Source organism: Sporosarcina sp. P26b, assembly GCF_002743245.1.
Lineage (GTDB): Bacteria > Bacillota > Bacilli > Bacillales_A > Planococcaceae > Sporosarcina > Sporosarcina ureae_C.
In genome coordinates this window covers 1-22,241 of sequence record NZ_PDYW01000022.1, presented here as the reverse complement: position 1 = coordinate 22,241, position 22,241 = coordinate 1, and the positions used below count along the sequence as shown (strand labels likewise).

18 protein-coding genes, 1 pseudogene and 2 riboswitches are annotated in these 22,241 nt (G+C 40.8%); of the genes and pseudogenes, 7 read left to right on the top strand and 12 right to left on the bottom strand.

Features of this window, described 5'->3' with window-relative positions; all coding sequences use genetic code 11:
- Positions 1-76: 76 nt before the first annotated feature.
- Both CSV69_RS13835 and glpK read left to right on the top strand, forming a co-directional pair.
- Complete coding sequence (locus CSV69_RS13835) at positions 77-916, top strand: MIP/aquaporin family protein (RefSeq protein ID WP_099693706.1); 840 nt, start codon at positions 77-79, stop codon at positions 914-916.
- A 29-nt stretch (positions 917-945) separates the two neighbouring features.
- Positions 946-2,439: a glycerol kinase GlpK gene (gene glpK, locus CSV69_RS13830; RefSeq protein ID WP_085427302.1), complete on the top strand. Its 1,494-nt coding sequence runs from the start codon at positions 946-948 to the stop codon at positions 2,437-2,439.
- A gap of 115 nt (positions 2,440-2,554) precedes the next feature.
- Here glpK and CSV69_RS13825 read toward each other — a convergent pair whose 3' ends face one another.
- Positions 2,555-3,328: a hypothetical protein gene (locus CSV69_RS13825; RefSeq protein ID WP_099693705.1), complete on the bottom strand. Its 774-nt coding sequence runs from the start codon at positions 3,326-3,328 to the stop codon at positions 2,555-2,557.
- A 266-nt stretch (positions 3,329-3,594) separates the two neighbouring features.
- Here CSV69_RS13825 and CSV69_RS13820 point away from each other — a divergent pair, with 266 nt between their 5' ends.
- On the top strand, positions 3,595-4,230 hold the full coding sequence (locus tag CSV69_RS13820) for a 2OG-Fe(II) oxygenase (RefSeq protein ID WP_085427304.1): 636 nt from the start codon (positions 3,595-3,597) through the stop codon (positions 4,228-4,230).
- Positions 4,231-4,443: 213 nt separating this feature from the next.
- On the top strand, positions 4,444-5,244 hold the full coding sequence (locus tag CSV69_RS13815) for a sulfite exporter TauE/SafE family protein (protein ID WP_158232683.1): 801 nt from the start codon (positions 4,444-4,446) through the stop codon (positions 5,242-5,244).
- Positions 5,245-5,429: 185 nt separating this feature from the next.
- Here CSV69_RS13815 and CSV69_RS13810 read toward each other — a convergent pair whose 3' ends face one another.
- The 6 genes from CSV69_RS13810 to CSV69_RS13790 all read right to left on the bottom strand — a co-directional run bounded on the left by CSV69_RS13810 (position 5,430) and on the right by CSV69_RS13790 (position 11,537).
- Positions 5,430-6,362 carry an NADP-dependent oxidoreductase gene (locus CSV69_RS13810; RefSeq protein WP_085427306.1) on the bottom strand — a complete coding sequence of 311 codons (933 nt, stop codon included), beginning with the start codon at positions 6,360-6,362 and terminating at the stop codon, positions 5,430-5,432.
- Between the two features lie 1,142 nt (positions 6,363-7,504).
- Positions 7,505-7,801 (bottom strand): nuclease-related domain-containing protein, encoded by a 297-nt coding sequence (locus CSV69_RS17430; protein ID WP_143560375.1) that lies wholly within the window; start codon positions 7,799-7,801, stop codon positions 7,505-7,507.
- A 462-nt stretch (positions 7,802-8,263) separates the two neighbouring features.
- Positions 8,264-8,797: a peptide-methionine (S)-S-oxide reductase MsrA gene (gene msrA, locus CSV69_RS13805; RefSeq protein ID WP_099693703.1), complete on the bottom strand. Its 534-nt coding sequence runs from the start codon at positions 8,795-8,797 to the stop codon at positions 8,264-8,266.
- 46 nt (positions 8,798-8,843) lie between these two features.
- The gene (locus CSV69_RS13800) at positions 8,844-9,356 is read right to left on the bottom strand and encodes a 1,2-dihydroxy-3-keto-5-methylthiopentene dioxygenase (protein WP_099693702.1); all 513 of its coding nucleotides are present in this window, start codon (positions 9,354-9,356) and stop codon (positions 8,844-8,846) included.
- Between the two features lie 46 nt (positions 9,357-9,402).
- Positions 9,403-10,071 (bottom strand): 2-hydroxy-3-keto-5-methylthiopentenyl-1-phosphate phosphatase, encoded by a 669-nt coding sequence (locus CSV69_RS13795; protein ID WP_099693701.1) that lies wholly within the window; start codon positions 10,069-10,071, stop codon positions 9,403-9,405.
- 209 nt (positions 10,072-10,280) lie between these two features.
- Positions 10,281-11,537: an MFS transporter gene (locus tag CSV69_RS13790; RefSeq protein WP_099693700.1), complete on the bottom strand. Its 1,257-nt coding sequence runs from the start codon at positions 11,535-11,537 to the stop codon at positions 10,281-10,283.
- A 122-nt stretch (positions 11,538-11,659) separates the two neighbouring features.
- Positions 11,660-11,750, bottom strand: a riboswitch (SAM riboswitch).
- A 164-nt stretch (positions 11,751-11,914) separates the two neighbouring features.
- Between CSV69_RS13790 and CSV69_RS13785 the strand changes: the two genes are divergently transcribed.
- Positions 11,915-13,951: a molybdopterin oxidoreductase family protein gene (locus CSV69_RS13785; RefSeq protein ID WP_085427312.1), complete on the top strand. Its 2,037-nt coding sequence runs from the start codon at positions 11,915-11,917 to the stop codon at positions 13,949-13,951.
- Between the two features lie 731 nt (positions 13,952-14,682).
- Here the strand turns inward: CSV69_RS13785 and CSV69_RS13780 are convergent.
- Together CSV69_RS13780 and mtnK are read right to left on the bottom strand one after the other, a co-directional pair.
- Complete coding sequence (locus CSV69_RS13780) at positions 14,683-15,876, bottom strand: 2,3-diketo-5-methylthiopentyl-1-phosphate enolase (RefSeq protein WP_099693699.1); 1,194 nt, start codon at positions 15,874-15,876, stop codon at positions 14,683-14,685.
- Positions 15,876-17,081, bottom strand: coding sequence for an S-methyl-5-thioribose kinase (gene mtnK, locus CSV69_RS13775; RefSeq protein ID WP_099693698.1), 1,206 nt, complete (start codon positions 17,079-17,081; stop codon positions 15,876-15,878). The genes CSV69_RS13780 and mtnK overlap by 1 nt, the downstream gene beginning before the upstream one ends.
- Positions 17,082-17,154: 73 nt before the next feature.
- A riboswitch (SAM riboswitch) is annotated at positions 17,155-17,257 on the bottom strand.
- Between the two features lie 216 nt (positions 17,258-17,473).
- On the opposite strand from mtnK, the gene CSV69_RS13770 reads away from it, so the two are divergent.
- On the top strand, positions 17,474-19,141 hold the full coding sequence (locus CSV69_RS13770) for a glycerol-3-phosphate dehydrogenase/oxidase (RefSeq protein ID WP_085427315.1): 1,668 nt from the start codon (positions 17,474-17,476) through the stop codon (positions 19,139-19,141).
- 127 nt (positions 19,142-19,268) lie between these two features.
- On the opposite strand, the gene CSV69_RS13765 is transcribed toward CSV69_RS13770, so the two are convergent.
- Together CSV69_RS13765 and CSV69_RS16920 are read right to left on the bottom strand one after the other, a co-directional pair.
- On the bottom strand, positions 19,269-19,733 hold the full coding sequence (locus CSV69_RS13765; protein WP_255396884.1) for a GGDEF domain-containing protein: 465 nt from the start codon (positions 19,731-19,733) through the stop codon (positions 19,269-19,271).
- 250 nt (positions 19,734-19,983) lie between these two features.
- Positions 19,984-20,130, bottom strand: a pseudogene (locus tag CSV69_RS16920) (hypothetical protein); the annotation flags it as partial.
- 232 nt (positions 20,131-20,362) lie between these two features.
- Here CSV69_RS16920 and CSV69_RS13755 point away from each other — a divergent pair.
- Positions 20,363-21,538, top strand: coding sequence for a ubiquitin family protein (locus tag CSV69_RS13755; protein WP_099693697.1), 1,176 nt, complete (start codon positions 20,363-20,365; stop codon positions 21,536-21,538).
- Positions 21,539-21,589: 51 nt separating this feature from the next.
- Here CSV69_RS13755 and CSV69_RS13750 read toward each other — a convergent pair whose 3' ends face one another.
- Positions 21,590-22,078 (bottom strand): DUF4652 domain-containing protein, encoded by a 489-nt coding sequence (locus tag CSV69_RS13750; protein ID WP_158232680.1) that lies wholly within the window; start codon positions 22,076-22,078, stop codon positions 21,590-21,592.
- Between the last annotated feature and the right edge of the window lie 163 nt (positions 22,079-22,241).

Here is a 22,241-nt window from a genome sequence, read left to right as displayed (position 1 = left end):
CAAGGGGTTAATTGTGGACTTTTTTGCGTCGTAAACGCTCAACTACCAAACTAACACTAGGTAGGAGGAGATGTAGATGACAGCTTTTACAGGCGAATTGATCGGCACTATGATTTTAATTTTATTTGGTGGTGGCGTAGTAGGTGGCGTAGCGTTGAATAAGTCTAAAGCAATGAGTGGAGGATGGATTGTTGTCACTGTCGGTTGGGGACTTGCGGTTACACTTGGCGTATACGCAGTAGGTCAAGCAAGCGGTGCACATTTAAATCCAGCAGTCACGATTGGTTTTGCGACTATTGGAAACTTCCCTTGGGCGGACGTTCCCATGTATCTGTTGGCACAAATGATTGGGGCCATCCTTGGAGCGGTATTGGTCTACTTCCACTACTTACCCCATTGGAAAGAAACAGAGGATCCGACGGCAAAACGGGATGTATTCGCTACTACACCTGCCATTTACAATCCCCTATCAAATGTCACGAGCGAAATAATCGGGACATTCATTTTAGTACTTGGCTTATTATCAATTGGCGCCAATGAGTTTACTGAAGGACTTAATCCGTTAATTGTTGGGGCTTTAATCATCGCCATTGGTTTATCACTTGGTGGCACAACTGGCTATGCGATTAATCCTGCACGCGATCTCGGCCCAAGAATTGCACATGCTTTTCTTCCCATTCCAGGCAAAGGACCATCAGGATGGAAGTATGCATGGATTCCAGTAGTGGGTCCGATTATCGGCGGTACATTCGGAGCATTATTCTACAAGCAGTTTTTCGTAGGAGAAAACAGTGTGACGTTTTGGTTAATTGGAGCAATTATCCTGGCGATTCTTCTTGCTGCCCAGTTCTCCATACGCAAAGTAACTGTACAATCAGCAATACAAACACAGTCAACAAAAGCAACGATTGACTAATTCACTCACCTATACTGGAGGAATATATTATGACAAAAAAATATATTATGGCACTTGATCAAGGCACAACTAGCTCAAGGGCAATTTTATTTGATAAAAAAGGTAGAATTTTTCACTCAGCGCAACAGGAGTTCACTCAATACTTCCCTAAGTCTGGATGGGTTGAACACAATGCAGACGAAATTTGGAGCTCTGTTTTATCCGTAATTGCAGGCGTATTGTCTGAGAAAAATATATCCGCTGAACAAATCGAAGGGATCGGTATTACAAATCAACGCGAAACAACAGTTGTTTGGGATAAGCATACAGGAAATCCGATTTATAATGCGATCGTTTGGCAATCGCGTCAAACTGCAGACATTTGCGACAACCTTAAAGAAAGCGGTTACAATAATTTGTTCAGAGATAAGACCGGATTGCTTATCGATGCATACTTTTCGGGCACTAAAGTCAAGTGGATTTTGGATAATGTAGAAGGCGCACGTGAAAAAGCTGAAAACGGAGACTTGTTGTTCGGTACGATTGATACATGGATTATTTGGAAGTTATCAGGTGGTGCGGCACATGTAACAGATTACTCGAACGCTTCTAGAACGCTTATGTACAATATACATGAACTACAATGGGATGAAGAACTATTGTCTATCTTGGGTGTGCCGGCATCGATGTTGCCTAAAGTGTGTCCTTCATCTGAAGTCTATACACATGCAGATCCCGAGCAATTTTTCGGTCACGCAGTTCCTATCGCGGGTATTGCAGGAGATCAACAAGCTGCATTATTCGGTCAAGCTTGTTTTGAATCGGGTATGGTGAAAAACACATATGGAACAGGTTGCTTTATGCTAATGAACACGGGCGAAAAAGCGGTTAAATCCGATAATGGGCTGTTAACAACCATCGCTTGGGGAATTGATGGCAAGGTAGAGTATGCGCTAGAAGGAAGTATCTTCGTCGCAGGTTCAGCAATTCAGTGGTTGCGCGATGGTTTACGCATGTTCCGAAACTCTTCCGAAAGTGAGCAATACGCAAAACGGGTCTCTTCTACGGATGGCGTCTATGTCGTACCGGCATTTGTTGGTCTTGGTACCCCCTACTGGGATAGTGATGTGCGTGGTGCCGTATTCGGTTTAACACGCGGAACGACGAAAGAGCATTTTGTACGGGCTACGCTAGAATCCCTTGCATACCAAACGAAAGACGTCGTTGATGCAATGGAATCGGATTCAGGTATCTCTCTAAAAACGTTACGGGTAGATGGCGGAGCAGTCGAGAACAACTTCTTGATGCAGTTCCAATCCGATTTACTAAATGTATCGGTTGAACGACCGACGATTAATGAAACAACAGCGCTCGGTGCCGCATATTTGGCTGGACTTGCTGTAGGTTTCTGGAAAGACCGTTCAGAAATTGCCGCACAATGGGCAATAGATCGACCGTTCCAACCTAATATGGAGGAATCTGAACGCGAAAAGCTGTACAGCGGCTGGCAAAAAGCTGTACAAGCAGCGACTGTGTTTAAATAAGTTCTTTGCTGAAAGTACCTGTAGGTTCATTTGTCGTGACTGTTTTAATTGTCATGCCTTTCCCTACAGGTATTTTTTATCCCGTTGTCTTTTTAAACTCGCGACCCGTATGAATCTACAAGGATAGTTTGTAGTGGCTAAAGACATCGAATATAGAGTAATAGTAAAGTTCGCTGCCATCTAAAAATAATAGCCGATCCGCACGATTGGAAGTTAATTGTGGCTGCAATGGATTTCCATCAGGTTTACGGAAGTCGAACTCTTGAACTATTTCGTAGGAATCAGCTTTTCTAATCAATTCAAAAAAGTGATGATGATCAAAGCACTTTCGATGCACGACCATTGCATCGCCACTGATCGCAAATGTTTGAAATCCAAGTGCGTCAGTAGAGAATTGGAACTCGCCACTTTCATTCATTAAACCAATTTGTGCATCCATGCCAATGAAATACCAAATTTCATCATTCGCTGCCACATTCAGCGCCAAACATTCTCCTGTGAGCTTTCTATCATTCCCGTCATCTATAATATTTCCTTCATGATCCCAGCCTACTAGCCCTGAATTACCAATTGGTTTCTTCCAACCATAATTACCATAAACGCCTTCATCAAAATAACCTGTCCATATCTGATTATCTTTCGTCGTATATATATGGTCGATTCCATCGCCTAAACAGAATGAACGAATCAAGTTCCCGTCCCAATCATAGACGCGTCCATTTTGATCAACATGGGTTTCATCATGATAAATAGATCTTGCGCAAGCAAGCAGTATATGGTCATCGTCAATCGATTCAACTACATGATAATTACACTGTTCATTCGGCAAATGCAGTACCGTCTCCTTACCATCCTTCAGACGAAGTACTTTTACGAATAAGTCTGACAAGTATATTGAACTGCTATCAATTCATACTTTCCCATAGTGTACAGGTATATTAGATAGAAATAATAAAATGTGAAAAACAGTTATATATCACTACCTTTTTCATTGCATTTCGAATATACGTCAACCAATGCAGCGTGCTAAAATATATTAAATGCAATTCCAAAGAGGATGTGTAAAACTCAAAAGAAGTTCGTTATTAGCTGTACGCTCATCACGTTACACGGTATTTGATTTATAAAATCAAACGATTAAAGAGGTGTTCAAAGTTGATAGCAGAAAATAAAGAACAAACGATATTTACTCATACAGGAAAGAAAATCATAACAGATCGTGTGATTGATATAATAGCGAAAGTCGATGAACCACTAGTCGTTGTACTCGGCAATATGTTAAGCGACGAAGAATGCGACGAACTGATTCAGCTTTCTACAGATAAAATGAAACGTTCTAAAATCGGCATAATTCATGCAGAAAATGAAATTAGAACAAGTAGCGGTATGTTTATTGAAGAACCTGATAACTTGATCGTCCTACGGATAGAAAAACGGATTGAAACAATTATGAATATCTCCATCGAACACGGCGAAAGTCTCCAAGTTCTTCACTACCTACCTGGACAAGAATATAAAGCGCATCACGACTTCTTCTCAGCAACAAGCAACGTTACGAATAACCGGATTAGCACACTCGTCATGTACTTGAACGATGTCGAACAAGGCGGCGAAACGTACTTCCCTCACCTCAAACTGTCCATCACACCTAAAAAAGGAATGGCTGTCTACTTTGAGTATTTTTACAACGATCCGCTGATGAATGACCTAACATTACACGGTGGTGCACCAATAGAAGTCGGAGAGAAATTTGTAGCTACGCAGTGGATGAGAAAACAAAAAGTACGGTAAAAGGCTCTATTAACTATCATCTATAATTTATATATTCGTATTGTCAATCCGTCCAGTTTAATCAGCTGAACGGATTTTTTATTTCTCCATGATAAACACTAACGCCTACTCTCACTAAAACAAATACAACAACGTAATAAGATGATAGTATTAATCCAAAGGCTCTTTTATCTACAAAATCGAGCACTATTACTACTTTAAATGGGGAGTTTCATGTATTTACTCACTATCTTTTTAATTTTTGGTATATTAACCGGTTTTTTATCTAGTATGTTTGGATTCGGCGGCGGTTTTGTCGTCATACCTGTTTTATATATTTTGTTACCTGAGTTGAATTTTCCTGAGCCGTTAGTTATGCATGTTGCTATAGGAACATCTCTTGCGATCATGATCATCAATTCAATCAACTCTACGATCTCTCATTATCGTAGAGGCCATATTTTATGGTTTATCTTCTTTCAATTGGCACCTGCTATTACTGTTGGCGCGTTAATAGGTGGTTTACTATCGCCTTTTATAGAAGGTGATATTCTTAGGTACTTATTTATTGACCTTATCCTATACACCATTTTCTCATCATTGATTGGGAAAGGTTTTATACATGTGAATACGGATAGTATACAAATGCCTGGACGCTTGAAAACATCACTCATTGGGAGCGGTGTCGGTTTTATTTCTACGTTACTTGGTGTTGGCGGTAGTCTAATGACCATTCCATTCTTGAGAAGTTGTCGATTAAAAATGGTTAATGCGGTGGCTTTAGCTACACCACTGAGCCTACCTATCGCGATGATTGGTGCTACTACATCCATATTTAACGGCATGCAGCAAACCGGTCTACCCCCTTGGTCATTTGGCTTTGTCTATGTACCCGCCTTTTTCGGCATTGTGATTGGTGGTTTTATAGGCGTGCCAGTTGGAACACGCATTGCTCATCGTTTGCCCGATCAATTATTCTCCAAAGTTTATTTGGCATTGCTTGTTGTTGTAGTTATTACGATGATAGTGAAATAAAGATCTACTCAGTTATTGAATGAAAAAAGACGCTTACTGAAGATTTCGGTACGTGGCAGTTCTATCCACAAACACTAAAAGATGAATCAACTCATTTTATTAAAAAAGCGCCAACTCCATAGACTGGAGTTGACGCTTTAAATATAGCTTATGATAAAATTGTCTTCTTCCCTTAGGAAAAATCCTCATTTCACTTCTATAACAATTTTTCCTTTTGCATGGTGAGTTGCGCTTAATTCATGTGCATCTCGTAGTCCTTTGGCGGATAGAGGAAATGTGTGGCCTATATGGGTTTTCACTTCTCCTTTTTGCATTAGCTCGCCAAGTTCGGCAAGTTGCTTTCCATTCGGATTAAGCCATAGAGATTCAGCTGTAATATGATTAGCTTCAGCCTTTTCAAGATTTGGCTGGCCTGCAATCGAAACCAGTCGCCCCCCTTTTTTAACTACACTCAAGCTTTTCTCTAAAATCTCACCGCCCATTGTATCAACAACTAAATCAACGTCTTTTACGACATCTGTAAAATCAGTTGTTTCATAGTTAATAAATTCGTCAACACCGAGCTCTTTTAAGAAAGCTTCGTTCTTACCACTAGCTGTCGATAGAACATAAGCGCCAAAACTTTTAGCGATTTGAATACCCAAGCTTCCAACACCGCCCGAGCCAGCATGAATTAAGACTTTGTCTCCTGGTTTAATTTGACCAAAGTCAACAAGACATTGCCAAGCTGTTAGTCCGGCTAGTGGAACTGAAGCAGCTTCCTCAAAACTAACATCGGCTGGTTTTAAAGCAACTAAGTCTTCGTTAACAGCAACATACTCAGCGTATGTTCCATTTTCCATTGCCGGACGAGCGAATACTTCATCTCCTACTTTGAAACTCTTCACGTCTTTCCCTACTTCAGCGATCACTCCTGCTGCATCCCATCCCAAAATAAGCGGAAATTCAAAAGGTATATTCTCTTTCATATAACCTTCTCGAACTTTCCAGTCAATAGGATTTACTGACGTTGCATGCATCTCTATTAATACCTGATGATGTTGTATTTCCGGCTTCGGAAGTTCTTTCTCAATAAGTTCTTCTGCCCCACCGTATTGTTCAATAACAATTGCTTTCATCTACTTCACTCTCCCTATTCTGTTCATTCAGTATAGATACCCGTTTAATCAAAAAAGTATTCATTTACTGAGCTAACATCGTTTTCCTCAAGAAATAAATCTACTCGCAAAAGAAATATTACTTATTGACAGATAATTCTTGATGACTTCATAACCCCTGACCAACCACTTTTGTGTTACAGTTGTTACATAAAAGTAGTTGGTTTACATACCGCTAATTAGATGATCTTGAAAATGTTTTATAGTGAATTCTTGTAATGTAGAGATAGAAGAGAATCATTTCTAAAAAGGAGGACGGCATGAACCTAGGCCTTATTGTTTCATTGATTATCGTTGTCATTGTTTTAGTTGTCGGATTACTTTTGACCATGTCCATTGCTAATTCTAGTACTAGTTCCAGCACTAATTCCAGTACTAAAACGTACAGTAGTAAAAAAAGCTTTTCCAATTTAATGTGGATTTATGTTTTATCATTACCAGTAATTATTATATTGACCGTTATAGCTATATTTATATTTTACTAACTATTTGAGAGTGAAATTACGTTCGATCTCCTAACTTCTCGGCGTGTAAAGGCACTATCTTTATCTATAATGTATTAATGTTCTTGGATACTTACGTTCTAACCCATTTACAATACAAAACATTTATATTTCAGCAGACGCAAAAACGCCAACTCCATAATAATGGAGTTGGCGTTTTTAAAATATATAGTGGGAAAACGGCTTACATCATGCCGCCCATAGAGTCCGGGCTATTACACTTGTATATCTTCTAGTACAAATCGTTATACATCAACGTTCCGGAATGTTTCGTTCAATTTAATTATATCAACTTATACTGGTTTTTATAATTTTCAGCATCAATTACGGCATCAAATATGACCTTGTGGCATCAGAAACAGATAGCTAAAAGTTTTTAGATTCCGCCGTCTGTTTTCTTGTAAAGTATTGCTAATTTGGATCGGTAGATGAAGTGCTATTTAGTGCTAAAATATCATTCTTGCACAAATTTCTCAATATCCCTAAGCCACAGTTTTTACTTCGCCCTGTAAATTGATATAGCTGTGAAATTTAATCGAACCTTACTATATCTGTATTCAATGGCTTTCTTTTCGTAATCATTTAAACTATCCTATATGTCTATACCGGTTCAGGAAGATTCGGGGTCGTATTGAAGGAAGTGCCACACCCGGAAATGGACAAACTTCCGGGCGCTGGATAAGTGAAGATAAATTCCTGGTTGTGCATGAAACGAAAACAAAGTACCTGGGTAACATTGAATTCGGAGTTCAATGTTGCACAGGTACTCTTTATTAAATATTGCAATTTGGGCCATTTTTTTGCCCCAATAATGAGGATAAACGTTGGTGTAATTATTACAGAATCCATTTGAAAGTAAATGCCGTTCTGTTTAAGGCAGATGTCATGCAAAATTATGTGTGGGTATGGGGGGGAATTCTACCAGATGCTTGTCAAGGTGCTGTCCCCCCCCAAAGCCTGCTTTGCGAATCCGGAATTCCTCTTTAAACTTTTGAATTTCCGGATGTAACGGATGCAATCGTTGGAATTAGTGCATTTAATCCAATTAGTTTTTTGGGTTTTGATATTTGTTTATAGATCATCTTTTATCACCTTTACGTTAGCTTACCAAAAGGTTTAACAAATTTCTGTGGTTTTTGACATAGCTGAATTTTGGATGTGCTAAATAGCAGCATAATTGAGATTTTGGGGTTATTTGTGCTTTAAAATCGGTTTTTGAAGTTACTATTTTGGGGGGAGTGGACGCGAAGGTTGGGCGGTCGAAAGGGAGATTCCCACACTACCACAGTTTCATCGCCCTATTTCCAACAAAAAAAGGCAGAGCGTCGTGAAAACGCTCGACCCCCTACCCAATCCTTATTATTTTCCCCAGTGCTCCGCGATGAATTCAGTGCGGCCAGAACGGGCACGGTTGTCTGTGTAATGTTCTTTTTCTTTTATGTAATAATCTTGATGGTATTCTTCAGCCCGGTAGAAAGTTTCTGCGGGGCGGATTGCTGTGACGATCGGTTTTGAGAAAACGCCGCTTGCCGCTAGGTTGGCTTTCGATTTCTCGGCAACTTCCTGTTGCGCTTCTGTGTAATGGAAAATCGCGGTTGTGTACGATGAGCCGCGGTCGTGGAATTGACCTTCTGCGTCTGTTGGGTCGATTTGTTGCCAGAATACTTCGAGCAACTTTTCATATGAAAACAAAGCAGGGTCAAATGTGATTTCAACAACTTCCACATGGCCCGATTCACCATTTTTCACATCTTCATACGTTGGATTATCGAGATGCCCGCCCATATAACCTGACTCGATATCTTGGACGCCTGGCCATTCTTTAAACGGTTTCACCATGCACCAGAAACATCCTCCTGCAAATGCAGCTTTTTCAAACTTTTTTTCAGTCATTGTCTATATCTCCTTTCAATTATAGCGAGTGTACAAAACGCCTCTTTTAGTAAACCGGTACCCATCCTTCTTGTGTTACGAAGATGCGGGCAGCTACTACTTTGCGATCGGCTGCGAGTGTGAAATAGTGGCGGATGTTTTCCGGAACGGAAATTAAATCACCTGGGTTAAGATGCACTTCAAAGAATCGTTCGTCTTTTCCTTGAATGATGAATACGCCGTGACCACTGACTATGTAACGCACTTCATCGTCTGTATGGTGGTGTTCTTGTTCGAAGTTTTTCAGAAGTTCATCCAAATTAGGTGTCGCATCTGATAGTGAGATAATGTCTGCCGTTTTATAACCGCGGCGCTCTGAAATATCGTCGATTTCTGTTTTAAAAGCCTTAAGAATCTCTTCTTTTTCCTCATCAGTTAAATTGAACTTTTCACGAAGATTTTCGGGTAGCTTTTCGATATCCCAATGCTCATAAATGACTTCTTGTTGCTCCAGAAATGCCGCAACCTCTGTTTGTGTTTCAATAACCTCGTTTGTTCCTTGAATAGTAATTGTCGCCATTCTACTCTTCCTCTCTTCTGTTAAATTGATAGTTCCTTACTTACACTTACACATTCAAGCGGGCTTCAATGATCCGAATGCAGTCATGAAAATTTGTGAACGGGGAAAAAGGAATGTTCAAGTCCTCGCATTTTTCAAGTAAGAAATCCCGCGCAATGACGATATCCGCAAGCTTCGCCGCTTCCAGATCTGTAATCGAGTCACCGATGACAATACTCGTTTGCTGCTGGGCAGTGTTCTCGCGAATAATCGTCGGCTTACAGCAACCGCAGCCTTGATTTACACAGTTTTCATCACATTCATGCGGGTAAAGGATGTTGATGTGTTCTCCTGAAAAATCGCTTTCGTTGCAATAGACTTGATCGAATGGCCCGAATGGTTCAAGCAATGGATGGATGAAAAAGTCGATGCCGCCACTTACAATATAGAGCGGTATATTTTTTTCGCGGGTAAACTGAACAAATTCACCAAACCCTTCCCTGATTTCGGCATCCTCCAAAACGAACGACACGATTTGTTCTTTTTGGGAAGTAGGCAATAAAGCAAAGAGCTTACTGACCCCTTTTTGAATGGACACCCTTTGCGCCATAATATCGTCCTTTATCCCTTCCCATCCAGGGGGAGCGAACTTATCCATAATATTGACAATATTATCTTTCATCGTAATCGTACCATCGAAATCACAAAAAATTACCGGGTTGAACTCTGCACTCATACCTATTTGTCCTCCTTGCCGCCTATCAATAAAACCTCTTCTACTATAAGAAGAGGTCATTTATTCATCTTCTTATCTCCCAACAACACGTTGCAAGAAGTAGCACCGTGTCCCTCCACCTAGATAAGAAATCTCGTACTTTTTTCAATTGATTCTGATTATTGCATTGTTCGACTTCTTTGTCAATGAACGCTTATCCAACAGTAGTTTTATGAAATAACCGGGACGGCTTTATCCCGCGCCTTATTCTTTTCCTCTTCCTCTTCCGGTACGCGAATGAATTTAACAATAATCGCACTCACTACATAGAGGGCACTGAAAATCCACACAACCCCTTCGGCTCCGACTAGCCCGATAAACGCCAAAGCGATGGCTGGTGCTACGAATGTGGACAGACCCGCGGCGAAGTTCAACACGGACATTGCTGCGCCTTTATCCGCACCTGCAACGGATGGTACCAGTGCACCGATTGGTACATAACCCGCTACCAAACCGCCCCAGATGAATCCGACAATGCTCGTCATGAGAATACTTCCGTTTGTTATCACCGGAACATAAAACAGAAGAGGCGTGAAAATCGCACAGCCGATTCCACCAAACCAAATGATTGTGTTTTTCCAACCGAATTTATCCCCAATGAAGCCGAACACTAAATTGAAAATGATGTTTCCTAAGAAGAACGTACCCCATAATTGCAACCAAGCAGTTGTTTCAATGCCATGTTGCGCCATATGCATCGGTAAGAATACCGGAAATCCATAGACACTTAAACTATTGATAACACGGACAACTCCACCTGCAGCAACCCGTTTGTTCGTTTTCAAAATGGTGATGCCTTTCAATAATTCTGTGATTGCTTCTTTTTTGTTCGCGAGTTTTTTCTTTTCGAACTTGTCTTTATTGAGTACTAAAGCGAAGATCGCACCGACACATACCCAGAAAATAGATGTCCACATTGTATTGATGTAACCGAGATACTGGATTGCGTAACTTGAATACCACGCGCCGAGCACCATCATTCCCGCACAAAATGCAAACCAGAACCAACCAACGGCAGAACTCAATTTGTTTTGCGGTGTCTTATAAATGACCCATGTCAAGAAGGAATAGGCAAACAACGGATAACCGAAACCTTTAATGAAATAAGTGAGAAGCATAATCGGGTAATTCATCGTTGAGAAACCAAAAATGATAAACCCTGCAGTACCGACTATATAAACGGCTAACCCGAGTGCCATTGTACGTTTTGGACCAAATACTTCTACACAGACGCCTGAAAACCAAGAAGACAGCGCGATCGAAACTCCGTAGACTGTGAAAATCGCAGCTGACTGTTGAATGGTCAACCCACTTTCAACTAAGAAAGGACTTAGCCAACCGGCCTCAATTCCGTCCCCCATCATGAACAGCATGACACCGAAAAAACCCCATCCTAAGTTTTTCGTAATACCGATTTTTTCTAACATACTGTTCTCTCCATTTCTACTCTAAGATGCGAAACTCATTGATTCAAAAAAAACCCTTCCTGTAAAGACAGAAAGAGTTGGTGGCATACCTACCGCTAGCGCAATAAAAACATGCCTTACCCTTTCTATCTCTCAAGCTACGCTTGCTGGATTTGGCACAATTATGTTGCCGAAGTTTCATAGGGCCAGTCCCTCAACTTCTCTCGATAGAAAATAAACAATATGTAATTGGTCGAACAGTGTCAAAAGTTGAACTAATGAGTTAACTGTATAGAATAATTAATCGTAAGTCAACCACTTATTGAAACTTTCTAAAAAATAGTTTGAAATATGGTATACTTTCTATCATAAATCGTTTATTTGAAAGGATTTTTGATATGAAATCGTATATTGATATAAAAAATGGTGTTGTCCCCTCGGTTTGTGCGCTTGATTGCCCAGACCAATGTGGATTGCTTATTCATAAAGAAGACGGGAAAATCATTAAAATTGAAGGTGATCCCGATCATCCCATCACAAAAGGCAGTATTTGCAACAAAGTTCGACATATGACTGAACGCCTTTATGACCCAAAAAGGATTACAACCCCTTTGAAACGCGTCGGGGAAAAAGGCGATGGACAATTCGTTCCAATCAGTTGGCAAGAAGCCATCACAACCATCACAGACCAATGGAAAAAACTGATTTCTGAAGACGGTCCTGAATCAATTCTACCCTACAGTTTCTACGCCAATATGGGGAAACTCAGTTCCAAAGGGATGGATCGCCGTTTCTTCAACCGCCTTGGTTCGAGTCAATTGGACCGGACGATTTGTTCAGTCGCCGGCGAGGTTGGCTACAATTACACGATGGGCGGACGTTTCGGAACAGACCCCGAAGAAATGACGGAAACGAAATTATTTGTTTTCTGGGGCATCAATGCCGTCAGTACCAATATGCACCAAATCATGATCGCGCAAAAAGCGAGAAAAAACGGTGCTAAAATCGTCGTCATTGACGTCCATAAAAACCAGACGGGACGCATGGCTGATTGGTTCATCCCGATTCTTCCCGGAACTGATGGAGCGCTTGCACTCGGAATCATGCATGTTCTTTATAAAGAAAAGCTGGTCAATCAAGCGTTTTTGGAACAGTATACAATCGGCTATGAAGAGCTCGAAGAACATGTATTGCACTACGACCCGCAAACGGTTTCCTCTATTACAGGTGTGCCAGAGGAAGATATCTATGAATTGGCGCGCATGTACGGGACCGTCTCTCCTTCGATGATTCGCATTGGCAATGGGCTGCAGCATCACGATAACGGTGGCATGATGGTCCGGACGATTTCCTGTTTGCCTGCTTTGACAGGGCAATGGGCATTGAAAGGCGGAGGTGCGCTCAAATCGAATTCCGACTATTTGACGCATAATACAGCCGCACTGGAACTTCCCGAACTTCAGGTAGTGCCAACGCGCAGATTCAATATGAATTTATTGGGACAAGCATTAATGGAGGAACAACAGCCGATTCGCTCATTGTATGTCTACAATAGCAACCCCGCCGTTGTCGCACCGGATGCCAATAAAGTACGGGATGGCTTAGCACGCGAAGATTTATTCACAGTTGTCCATGATTTGTTTTTGACGGACACGGCCTTGTACGCGGACATTGTTTTGCCAGCGACATCCGCTTTCGAAAACACGGACATCTATACGTCTTTCTGGCATCACTACATTCATTTGCAGGAACCCGTCATCGAAACTTACGGGGACAGTAAATCCAACCCGGACGTTTTCAGATTGCTGGCGCAAGCTATGGGCTTTGACGAGCAACCATTTCTAGATGACGACGCGGAAATGGTTGACCAAGCGTTAAGCCATCTGTCTAATCCTCATTTATCCGAAGTGTCGTATGCTGCCTTAAAGGAAAAACGCTATATGAAAGCAAGCGGTACCGGCGATTTCTTGAACAATTTAAAGACACCGAGTGGTAAAATTGAGTTGTATTCGGAACAAATGAAATCAGCAGGATTCCCGGCGCTCCCTACGTATATCCCGATTATTCAGGATTCCGATCATCCTTTACTTTATGTACCTGCAATTAACCATAACTTCATGAACACGATTTTTTCGAACAATGAAAAACATATCAAGCTTGAGAAAGCACCTAAGTTGTTCATGAACCGGCTAGATGCGGAAAGTCGGGGAATTGAAGACGGAGCGGCTGTCCGTATATGGAATGAGCGCGGGGAATGTGAGTTTACTGTTTCCGTCGGCGAGCAAGTTCTTCCTGGCGTTGTTGTCAGTCAAGGGATTTGGGGAGATAAGTCGGGTCAAAAACGCCTTGTGAATGCTTTGACGCCAGATCGGATTGCCGATATGGGCGGCGGTGCAACGTTCTTCTCCGGGCGGGTTGAGGTGGCGGGTTTATAACTAGATATGTTGAATTAAAGAACCCCACTGAATCCGCTATGACTACCCCTTTAGGGTGAACATTATTGAGAGAGAGTTGCGCGAAGCGGAGTGTGGATTGTAATTCGCTTGGCGCTTTGGGGATGCCTTTGCCGCGCCTGCGCTGGGGTGTCCCATTATTGAAAGTATTTGGGTGATGTATAGACCGAGATTATAATGTGATTACTATTTGATACTAATTTCATTGAAGATAGACGCACTATAGGGTACAGGTCTTATCCCCGCTAATGAAATGCGCTTTCCTCCACAGAGACCATCCAGCGAAGGCGCGACTTCGTGGTAGCCGAAGCGATAAGACTGAAAGTGGTCTTCTTTCTGGCTTATCGCGGGAGGCATCCACAAAGCGCAGAAGCGGTATTAGCGGGAACTCCAATTCTATCCATTGTATAGGGACTGTTGTTAAATGCTTTCTCTCGGTTTATGTACATTAGTCGATATCGCAACCTAAATAGTAGTGGATTAGAAGGAGTGCAGGTTTAATCCCCAATAACGAAATACGCTTTCTAACCTGGACCATCCAGCGAAGGCGCGCCTACGTGGTAGCCGAAGCGATAAGACTGAAAGTGGTTTCCTTTCTGGCTTATTGCGGGAGGCATCCACAAAGCGGCGAAGCGTTATTAGCAAGATTTCTGATTCATTCTATCTAAAAAAACGAGCCTCTTGGATACAACCCCAGGAGGCTCGTTTTGTTCTTATACTGACTCGACAACGCCCCATTGGTCGATGGCGCGTTTCAGAGGTTCTGATGTTTTTGCCGCTTCTTCGAGAGAAATTTGTTTGACACTTGCGTCAATCGCCGCCCGGAATGCTTTGGCACCTTGCGTCGGTCCGTCGGGATGGCCGAATATTCCGCCACCAGCATTGACGACAAGATTATCTCCAAAATCTTTCAGTAATTGTGGCACCATGCCTGGATGAATTCCAGCGGAAGGAACGGCAAATGTTTTTTCGAAGCCATTGTCTTCAATCAACGCTTCATTAATTGCCAACGCATCGAACCGCGAAATGGCGACATTGCCATATGGGCTTGGGAACAAGGATAGATCTCCACCGATTAGCCGCGTTAATTTCCCTACCAATAACGAGTAAGAGAATCCGCCACCCGCTTGTCCTGCTAGAACGCCCGATAATGCGGAATGCGCCACAATCGGCAAAGCGATATTGTTATTTTCACGCAACGTTTGAAGTGCATCTAGTCCATACGCATGGACGTTGAATAATAACGCATTCGCGCCGAGCGCTGCCGCCTGTTCCGCTTTGTCGTGAAGCTCATTCGTCCGCCCCGACAAGTTCACTGCATACAATGCCCGATTTCCGGTCTGTTCATAATGCCGATCGATAATGTCTTTTGCTGTTGTAATTCGCTTGTAAAACGGTGTTAATTCATTCTCAAAAAGAATTTCATCGTCTTTGATAAGATCGACACCGCCAGCTAGCAATTCTTCCAGTTGGCCGGAGAAAAAGGACAGATCCCTTCCCATGACTCCCTTGAAGATGGCTTTCAGCAATGGGCGATCCATGACATTCAACTGTTCACGAATTCCTTTTGTACCGAAGCGCGGACCTGGAAATTGTGCAAGCAATTGTTTGCCAAAATCCAAATCGATTAATTCATAGCCTTCAAAAAAGGATAGCTTGCCATAGACTGTCGTGAAAATCGCGGGAAGATCTGCCGAATAGTTAGCGGACGGATAAAAGATTTTTACCATATCCTTCACTTCCCCTTTTTCCACAGAAACGACTTCACCTTTATGGTGCTTCAGTTGCTGCTGTTCAAGATGCGGAATGTCTGTCCAAGACCCGATTGTGAGCCCGAGTGCATGTTGCTCCGCTATTTTTTCTTGCTCTAGATGTGTCGGAAATAGATAAGTGGCTGTAACTCCCATTAAAATTCCTCCTTGTGACTACTGTCGATGAACCAGCTCTCCAATTCTTCGAGAGAGCGTATTGTATTACGGTTAAGTATCAAATACTTCCCGAGCTCCAACACTTTTTTCCTTCTGGCCATACGTTTTTCTTCATCTTGTTCATAATTTAAATCGTCAATTTGGGCAATACCGATAGAGCGGCGGACCAATTCGCATCCTGCATACCCCAGCATATCGGTAAAGCTTTCGTCCATAACATGCGTCAGAAAACCGTCGAGTTGTGTATAAGGCTCATTGGATTCTTCTCTCCAAACTTGTGCGAATGTCTCTGTGTACGCATACCAGGTTTCCCGCGCTTGTTCATAGCGCTTCGTTTTAAATTCAGGGTGACCGATGCCATTCAACAGTAGGCTCGCGATAAAATGCCCCATGTCAAACCCGAACGGCCCAAAACAAGCAAACTCGGTATCGAAAACAACTGTTTTGTCTTGTCCCATAAATATGGCACCACTATGTAAGTCGCTATGAATGAGCGCATCTGCTTTTGTCATGAATTTACGTTTCAACTTCGCCACTTCCAGCTGTAAACGGTGGTCTTGACTCAGAAATAACACATCATTTTTCAAGCCTTCTTCAAAGAAATTGCTGTCATGCATATTGTAGGGACAATCGAAAGAGAGTTCTTCCGTCATTTCTCGCATGGCCGGATTTGCAAAAGAGGCATTCAACTCTTTCTTTAGTTTTGGATCTAGGTAGAAATCGGACGTATAAAAGCTCGTTTTCGCACTGAATACACCTATGTCTCTAGCAAATATGGCAGATTCCGTCCCATTATTCAAAGCTGTGCGCCCCATTTCCATCGGATGCATGTCTTCCATCACAACAATCGCCATGATTTCATCCAGATGGAGCACTTTCGGAACAGAACCGGGAATGATGTTATCGTATTCCTGTAATACTTTTGCTTCGAGAACGACCCGGTCGATCGGGATAGGCATTGACTCTCCTACAATCCTCGCGTAAGGTACAGCCTGCTTGAGTATCAAGCTCTTCTGTTCTCCCGTTAATCGATAAACATGATTGATCTTCCCATCACTTACTTCCGTCACAACAACTTGTTCTTGTTCACTAAAGAAGCCACGCTTTTTAACATACTTCACAATTTCATCGAATTCTAAGAATGCATAGGTTGCCAGTTCCTGATGACTACTTGATATATTCATGTTTTATCCTCCTTCTGCATCGTCTATGATGATAAAAAAACCCCTTCAGTTAAGAAGAGGTTTTTCACACAACTTCTTATCTTTCAGCATAAATGCTGTAAGAATTAGCACCGTGCTCAATTGAGTCGGTTGCCGGGCTTCATCGGGCTTTTCCCTCCGCCTGCTCCTGATAAGAGTATATTTATTATTTTTAATTACCATTAGATTCGCACAATGTTATATGAAATTATAGCATGACTTTTACCCATTGTCTATTTAATTGAAACCCATCAAATAGTTAAAACACTGACCACATATTGCATTTTCTAAACGTTTTGTAAATCAAGAGATTTAGTAATCTAAATTGTAGTATAATTAGTGAACGAATAAAATATGTGGAGGCTTTAACTAAAATGACTGAACATCCTAATGCGTTACTAAAAAGTGAAGTACTTTCAACAGTACAAGCAGAAGAATTTGATGTATTAATCATCGGGGGCGGCATTACGGGGGCTGGAATTGCCTTGGATGCTGCCAGCCGTGGCATGAAAACGGTGCTTGTGGAAATGCAGGATTTTGCTGCAGGGACGTCCAGCCGTTCTACAAAAATGATTCATGGCGGCTTGCGATACCTGAAAAACCTTGAAGTGAAGATCGTTGCGGAAACAGGCAAGGAACGGGCAGTTGTCTATGAAAATGGACCCCATGTGACGAAGCCCGAGTGGCTGCTTTTGCCGATTTATAAGGACGGATCAATGGGTAAATTCACTACCTCTATCGGTTTACGCGTCTATGATTTTTTGGCGGGCGTGAAAAAAGAAGAACGAAAAAGCATGTTGACCAGAGAAAGAGCGTTGCATGCGGAGCCTAAACTCAGGGCTGAAGGGTTACTTGGGGCTGGCCGTTTCGTTGAATACCGATCGGATGATGCCCGACTGACGATTGAAGTGATGAAAGAAGCTGTCAGTCAAGGCGCGACTGTATTCAATTATACAAAAGTGACCGATTTTATTTACAATGAAGGAAAAGTTGCAGGCGTAAGCGTAGTTGACCAATTGAGCGGCAAAACTAGTGAAATACGCGCAAAAACAATAGTGAACGCCGCCGGTCCATGGGTGGATACATTGAGGGAGAAAGACAACTCCTTGGATGCACGGGAAATTCGTTTGACGAAGGGCATTCATCTCGTTTTCGACCAAAGTGTATTCCCTTTGAATCAGATTGTTTACTTTGACACGCCAGATGGCCGGATGGTGTTGGCAATCCCACGGGACGGGAAAACGTACGTCGGGACGACAGACACTGACTACAAAGGGGATATGGTTCATCCCCGAATGACCGTAAGCGACCGCGATTATTTGATGGACGCAATCGCACTCATTTTTCCGAAGTTGACCATTTCAGCAAGTGATATTGAATCCAGCTGGGTTGGGTTACGGCCTTTGATCAATGAAAAGGGCAAAGGCGCATCCGAAGTTTCAAGGAAAGATGAGATTTGGGCGTCCGCTTCAGGCTTAATCACAATTGCTGGTGGCAAATTGACGGGCTATCGAAAAATGGCGGAAACGATTGTAGATGTCGTCGCATCAAAACTCAAAACAGATACAGGAACAATATTTTCTCCGTCCAGCACGAAGAATATGCCCATTTCGGGCGGACACGTCGGAGGTTCCCGAAACTTTGAAACGTTCATGTACCGGAAGATCAAACAAGGCGTACAGCTCGGATTGGACCAAGAAAGAGCGCAGTCCCTCGTGAAAAAGTATGGCTCAAATGTAGATATCCTTTTTGATTTAATACAGAAAAATGAGCAGGCGGCGCAAGATTCCGGACTGCCCCTCTACCTATATGCGCAAGTTCTTTACTCAATCACAGATGAATTCGTCCGTACACCCATCGACTTTTTTTGGCGACGTACGGGAGCATTACTGTTCGATATCCAATGGGTGAACGAGTGGAAAGTGCCCGTCCTTGAAATGATGAGTAAAGAGCTGGGTTGGAGTGACGAGCAGAAAGCAAGTTTCCACGCCGACCTTGGAAAACATTTGCATGATGCGACTGTTCCGGTTGAGAGGGAATAGTGTAAATAGGATTGATAAAAACAGCCATCTCCAGATGCATGCCGGAGATGGCTATTTTTAGGTCCATTTCACGGGCAGTCATTTTTTAACCGACAACGCAAACTTGGTTTTTTCCAGTCTCTTTTGCCTAACAGAGTACGATATCTGCGGAATTGAATAATTCCTTAAGATCCGACACTTTCCCTTTTGCGTTATCGACCAACCCAACACTTGCGGTGATTGAAACGAACTTTCCTTCGTATTCCACTTCTATACTTTTAATCGTTTCCGATAGCTGCTCGGCTTTCTTTTTCCCACCCTCAAGTGAAATGCCTTTCGGGATAACGACGAATTTGTCTCCACTAAATCGACCCATTAAGTCCGATTCTCTAAAAATCGTTGAGCAGTATTGACTAATCTGCTTCATAACAGCGTCACCCACTAGATGTCCGTATTCATCATTAATTTGCTTAAAGTTATCGATATCACATGCGATGCATATGATGCTTTCATTGTTCCAGGATGCTTTTTTAAGCCACTCATTTTTGGTACTTTCCAGATAGCAGCGATTGTATAATACTGTTAAATAGTCCATATTGGCTCTCTTTTCAATGGAGTAAACACCACGTTAAATTTCAAGCTTAAGTTCTACTAACCCCCTATGTTAGTTAGGACATAAGGATGATGAAACGACTACACAAGTTTATTTACACATTACAAAAGAAAAACAAAAAAAGGCCTCTCAAAAGTTTAGTCAACTAATGAGAAGCTCTCGAGCCTTATAATGATCAAAAATAAGTTTTAGGCATCAAAAATGATGATGCATGACACAAAACCCTAGTATGAAAGGGTTCCTTTCTTTCTTACATCATGCCGCCCATTCCACCCATACCGCCCATATCAGGCATTCCACCGCCACCTGCTGGTTCTGGTAGGTCTGCAACAACAGCTTCAGTAGTCAAGAACATTGCCGCTACAGATGCTGCGTTTTGTAGTGCGGAACGAGTTATAGAGCCGCTCATTCATAATTTTTTATAGGAATACCACTTCTCGACATTTCTTGAATAATTCTATTGTAAACCTATTGTAGCTTTTTGTGAAGTGTGTTTTATATCGATTAAAAGGTGGAAACATAATCCGCTCCACCTTCAAAATATATAAAGTCAATTTTTCTAATTACTATTTCATGTGAGCTCTTATTCTTAATAACTGTGCTATATTTAATAATAAAAGGAGGTAAATATGAATAATTTTTTTTCAAATTTTCATGAACTATTAATAGGTTTAGACTTGGACGTTATAATAACTTTTCTCGTTACATTATTGATGATTTTTTTTGGTTTATCATCTGATACTAGAGGGAAAAATTTTAAACTTAAATTTATTTCTATTCAATACCTATTACTTTTCTTAAGTTTAATATTCTTTAAAGACCATTTTATTATAGCTATAGTTATTTCACTTATAAGTTCTTTTGCCGGTGGAATTTCTTTCCTTAGTAGTAACCTTCATAGCGGCAATCATCTTACTGTCGAAAAAGAACTTCCAATAGTTTGGTTATTTTTATATTCAATCTTAGCTTGGCTTTCACTGATAAAGATGCATATATGGATATTAGCAATTTTCACAACATATATAGTCAGCTTCCTGTTAAGTAATGAAACAACATTGTCTCTATACCAATATAAAGAATGGATACTAATTATAATTATCCTTGTTTTTTTCTTTTTACATTATTTAAAAACTTTAGTGGATTATTTTGATTTCTATGACTTCAAATATTTTTATAATATATTAGAAATTGATTCTTTAAATCAAATAACAGAAGATAATATTGATTTAATTAGTTTTCTATGCTTTATGGAAGACAAAAACTTGTTATATAGAAAGGAAAGCCACGTTAGTTTGTTCGATATAGAAAACAGAAAGAAACCCACTTTTTTGAATGACATAAAACTAAATGATACAAAAGAAAATTGGTTTAAATCGTTTAAACATAAGTATGCTCGTGGTTATTCTACCCTTGAACAACAATTAAGCAGAAAAAATGTATTAAAACCCAATTCGTATAGATATTTCTTTCGGAGAAAATTTTTCATTGAATTTATTTACACTTACTTTTTTATAAAGGCTCTCTCGTATAGAGATTCTCGTATAGCATATAATAGGAGGAATAAAAGAAAAAGAATTGAAGTAAGACGAAACTATATTTGGAAATATAAATTGATTGTTTTAAACACCTATTTTATTAAAATTCTAAATCGTCCAGCTTCAAAAGAAGAAATATGTGAACAAATGGCAAAAAACTCAAGAGTAGACCATAGTCTATATAATTCTATTTATGATAAATTCGAGGGTTCTCAAGAACAAAAAGAATTGATTGCCAGAATAAACAATTTAAAAAATATTTACTTTTAGTTTCATCTCTTAAAAAAAGCCCAATAAGCAAATCATGCTTATTGGACTTTTTTAGATTAAACTCACTTTTTTTTCATAATCGATATATTCATTCATAATAGCGTCTGTGTATATAATTCCTTTTAAGTGTACCTCTCTTTGATTAATTTCATGAATTGTATCTAGTTGTATTTCGTCTGGAAATTTGGCTATTAAATCTAGTTTTTCAAAATGCAGATTATATTGATATAAATCCCCTCCCGTACTTACGGTTCCCCAATAATACCCTATTATTAATAGAATTCTTCCATCATCTAACCATGCAATATCTTTTACACTTTTATCGTCTTCCAAAGGTATTTTTAGCTTTTTGATATTGTCTAAGTCTGTAAGGTTTCCTATATAAACTTCACCTTGAAGTTCAAACTCATATGGTTTTATAAACATTACTTTATTATTATTAATTTTTAACTTAGCTGCCATCTCTTCTTTACATTTTTCATTACCTTTTTCATCAAATATCGTTATTACCCTTTGCTTTTCGTTGCATTTAATTTTCATTCTTCTATTCCCCCTTAACATATTAATTCTGGATCTATGTCAATATCCTGGACACAAAAATGTTAAGTCGTTGTCAGAAACGGCATCCATTCATGGATGGTCCTGTATCCAGCGAAACCAATCAAGAGAAAGCCCGCTCTTGACAGCTTTCGCTGGATACAGG

Excerpts from the sequence above, each read along its gene's own strand:
- mtnK (WP_099693698.1), bottom strand. The coding sequence starts at position 17,081 with ATGAATATATCAAGTAGTCATCAGGAACTGGCAACCTATGCATTCTTA.
- CSV69_RS13815 (WP_158232683.1), top strand. The coding sequence starts at position 4,444 with ATGTATTTACTCACTATCTTTTTAATTTTTGGTATATTAACCGGTTTT.
- glpK (WP_085427302.1), top strand. The coding sequence starts at position 946 with ATGACAAAAAAATATATTATGGCACTTGATCAAGGCACAACTAGCTCA.
- CSV69_RS13810 (WP_085427306.1), bottom strand. The coding sequence starts at position 6,362 with ATGAAAGCAATTGTTATTGAACAATACGGTGGGGCAGAAGAACTTATT.
- CSV69_RS13795 (WP_099693701.1), bottom strand. The coding sequence starts at position 10,071 with ATGAGTGCAGAGTTCAACCCGGTAATTTTTTGTGATTTCGATGGTACG.
- CSV69_RS13780 (WP_099693699.1), bottom strand. The coding sequence starts at position 15,876 with ATGGGAGTTACAGCCACTTATCTATTTCCGACACATCTAGAGCAAGAA.
- CSV69_RS13785 (WP_085427312.1), top strand. The coding sequence starts at position 11,915 with ATGAAATCGTATATTGATATAAAAAATGGTGTTGTCCCCTCGGTTTGT.
- CSV69_RS13800 (WP_099693702.1), bottom strand. The coding sequence starts at position 9,356 with ATGGCGACAATTACTATTCAAGGAACAAACGAGGTTATTGAAACACAA.
- msrA (WP_099693703.1), bottom strand. The coding sequence starts at position 8,797 with ATGACTGAAAAAAAGTTTGAAAAAGCTGCATTTGCAGGAGGATGTTTC.
- CSV69_RS13755 (WP_099693697.1), top strand. The coding sequence starts at position 20,363 with ATGAATAATTTTTTTTCAAATTTTCATGAACTATTAATAGGTTTAGAC.
- CSV69_RS13790 (WP_099693700.1), bottom strand. The coding sequence starts at position 11,537 with ATGTTAGAAAAAATCGGTATTACGAAAAACTTAGGATGGGGTTTTTTC.
- CSV69_RS13835 (WP_099693706.1), top strand. The coding sequence starts at position 77 with ATGACAGCTTTTACAGGCGAATTGATCGGCACTATGATTTTAATTTTA.
- CSV69_RS13750 (WP_158232680.1), bottom strand. The coding sequence starts at position 22,078 with ATGAAAATTAAATGCAACGAAAAGCAAAGGGTAATAACGATATTTGAT.
- CSV69_RS13770 (WP_085427315.1), top strand. The coding sequence starts at position 17,474 with ATGACTGAACATCCTAATGCGTTACTAAAAAGTGAAGTACTTTCAACA.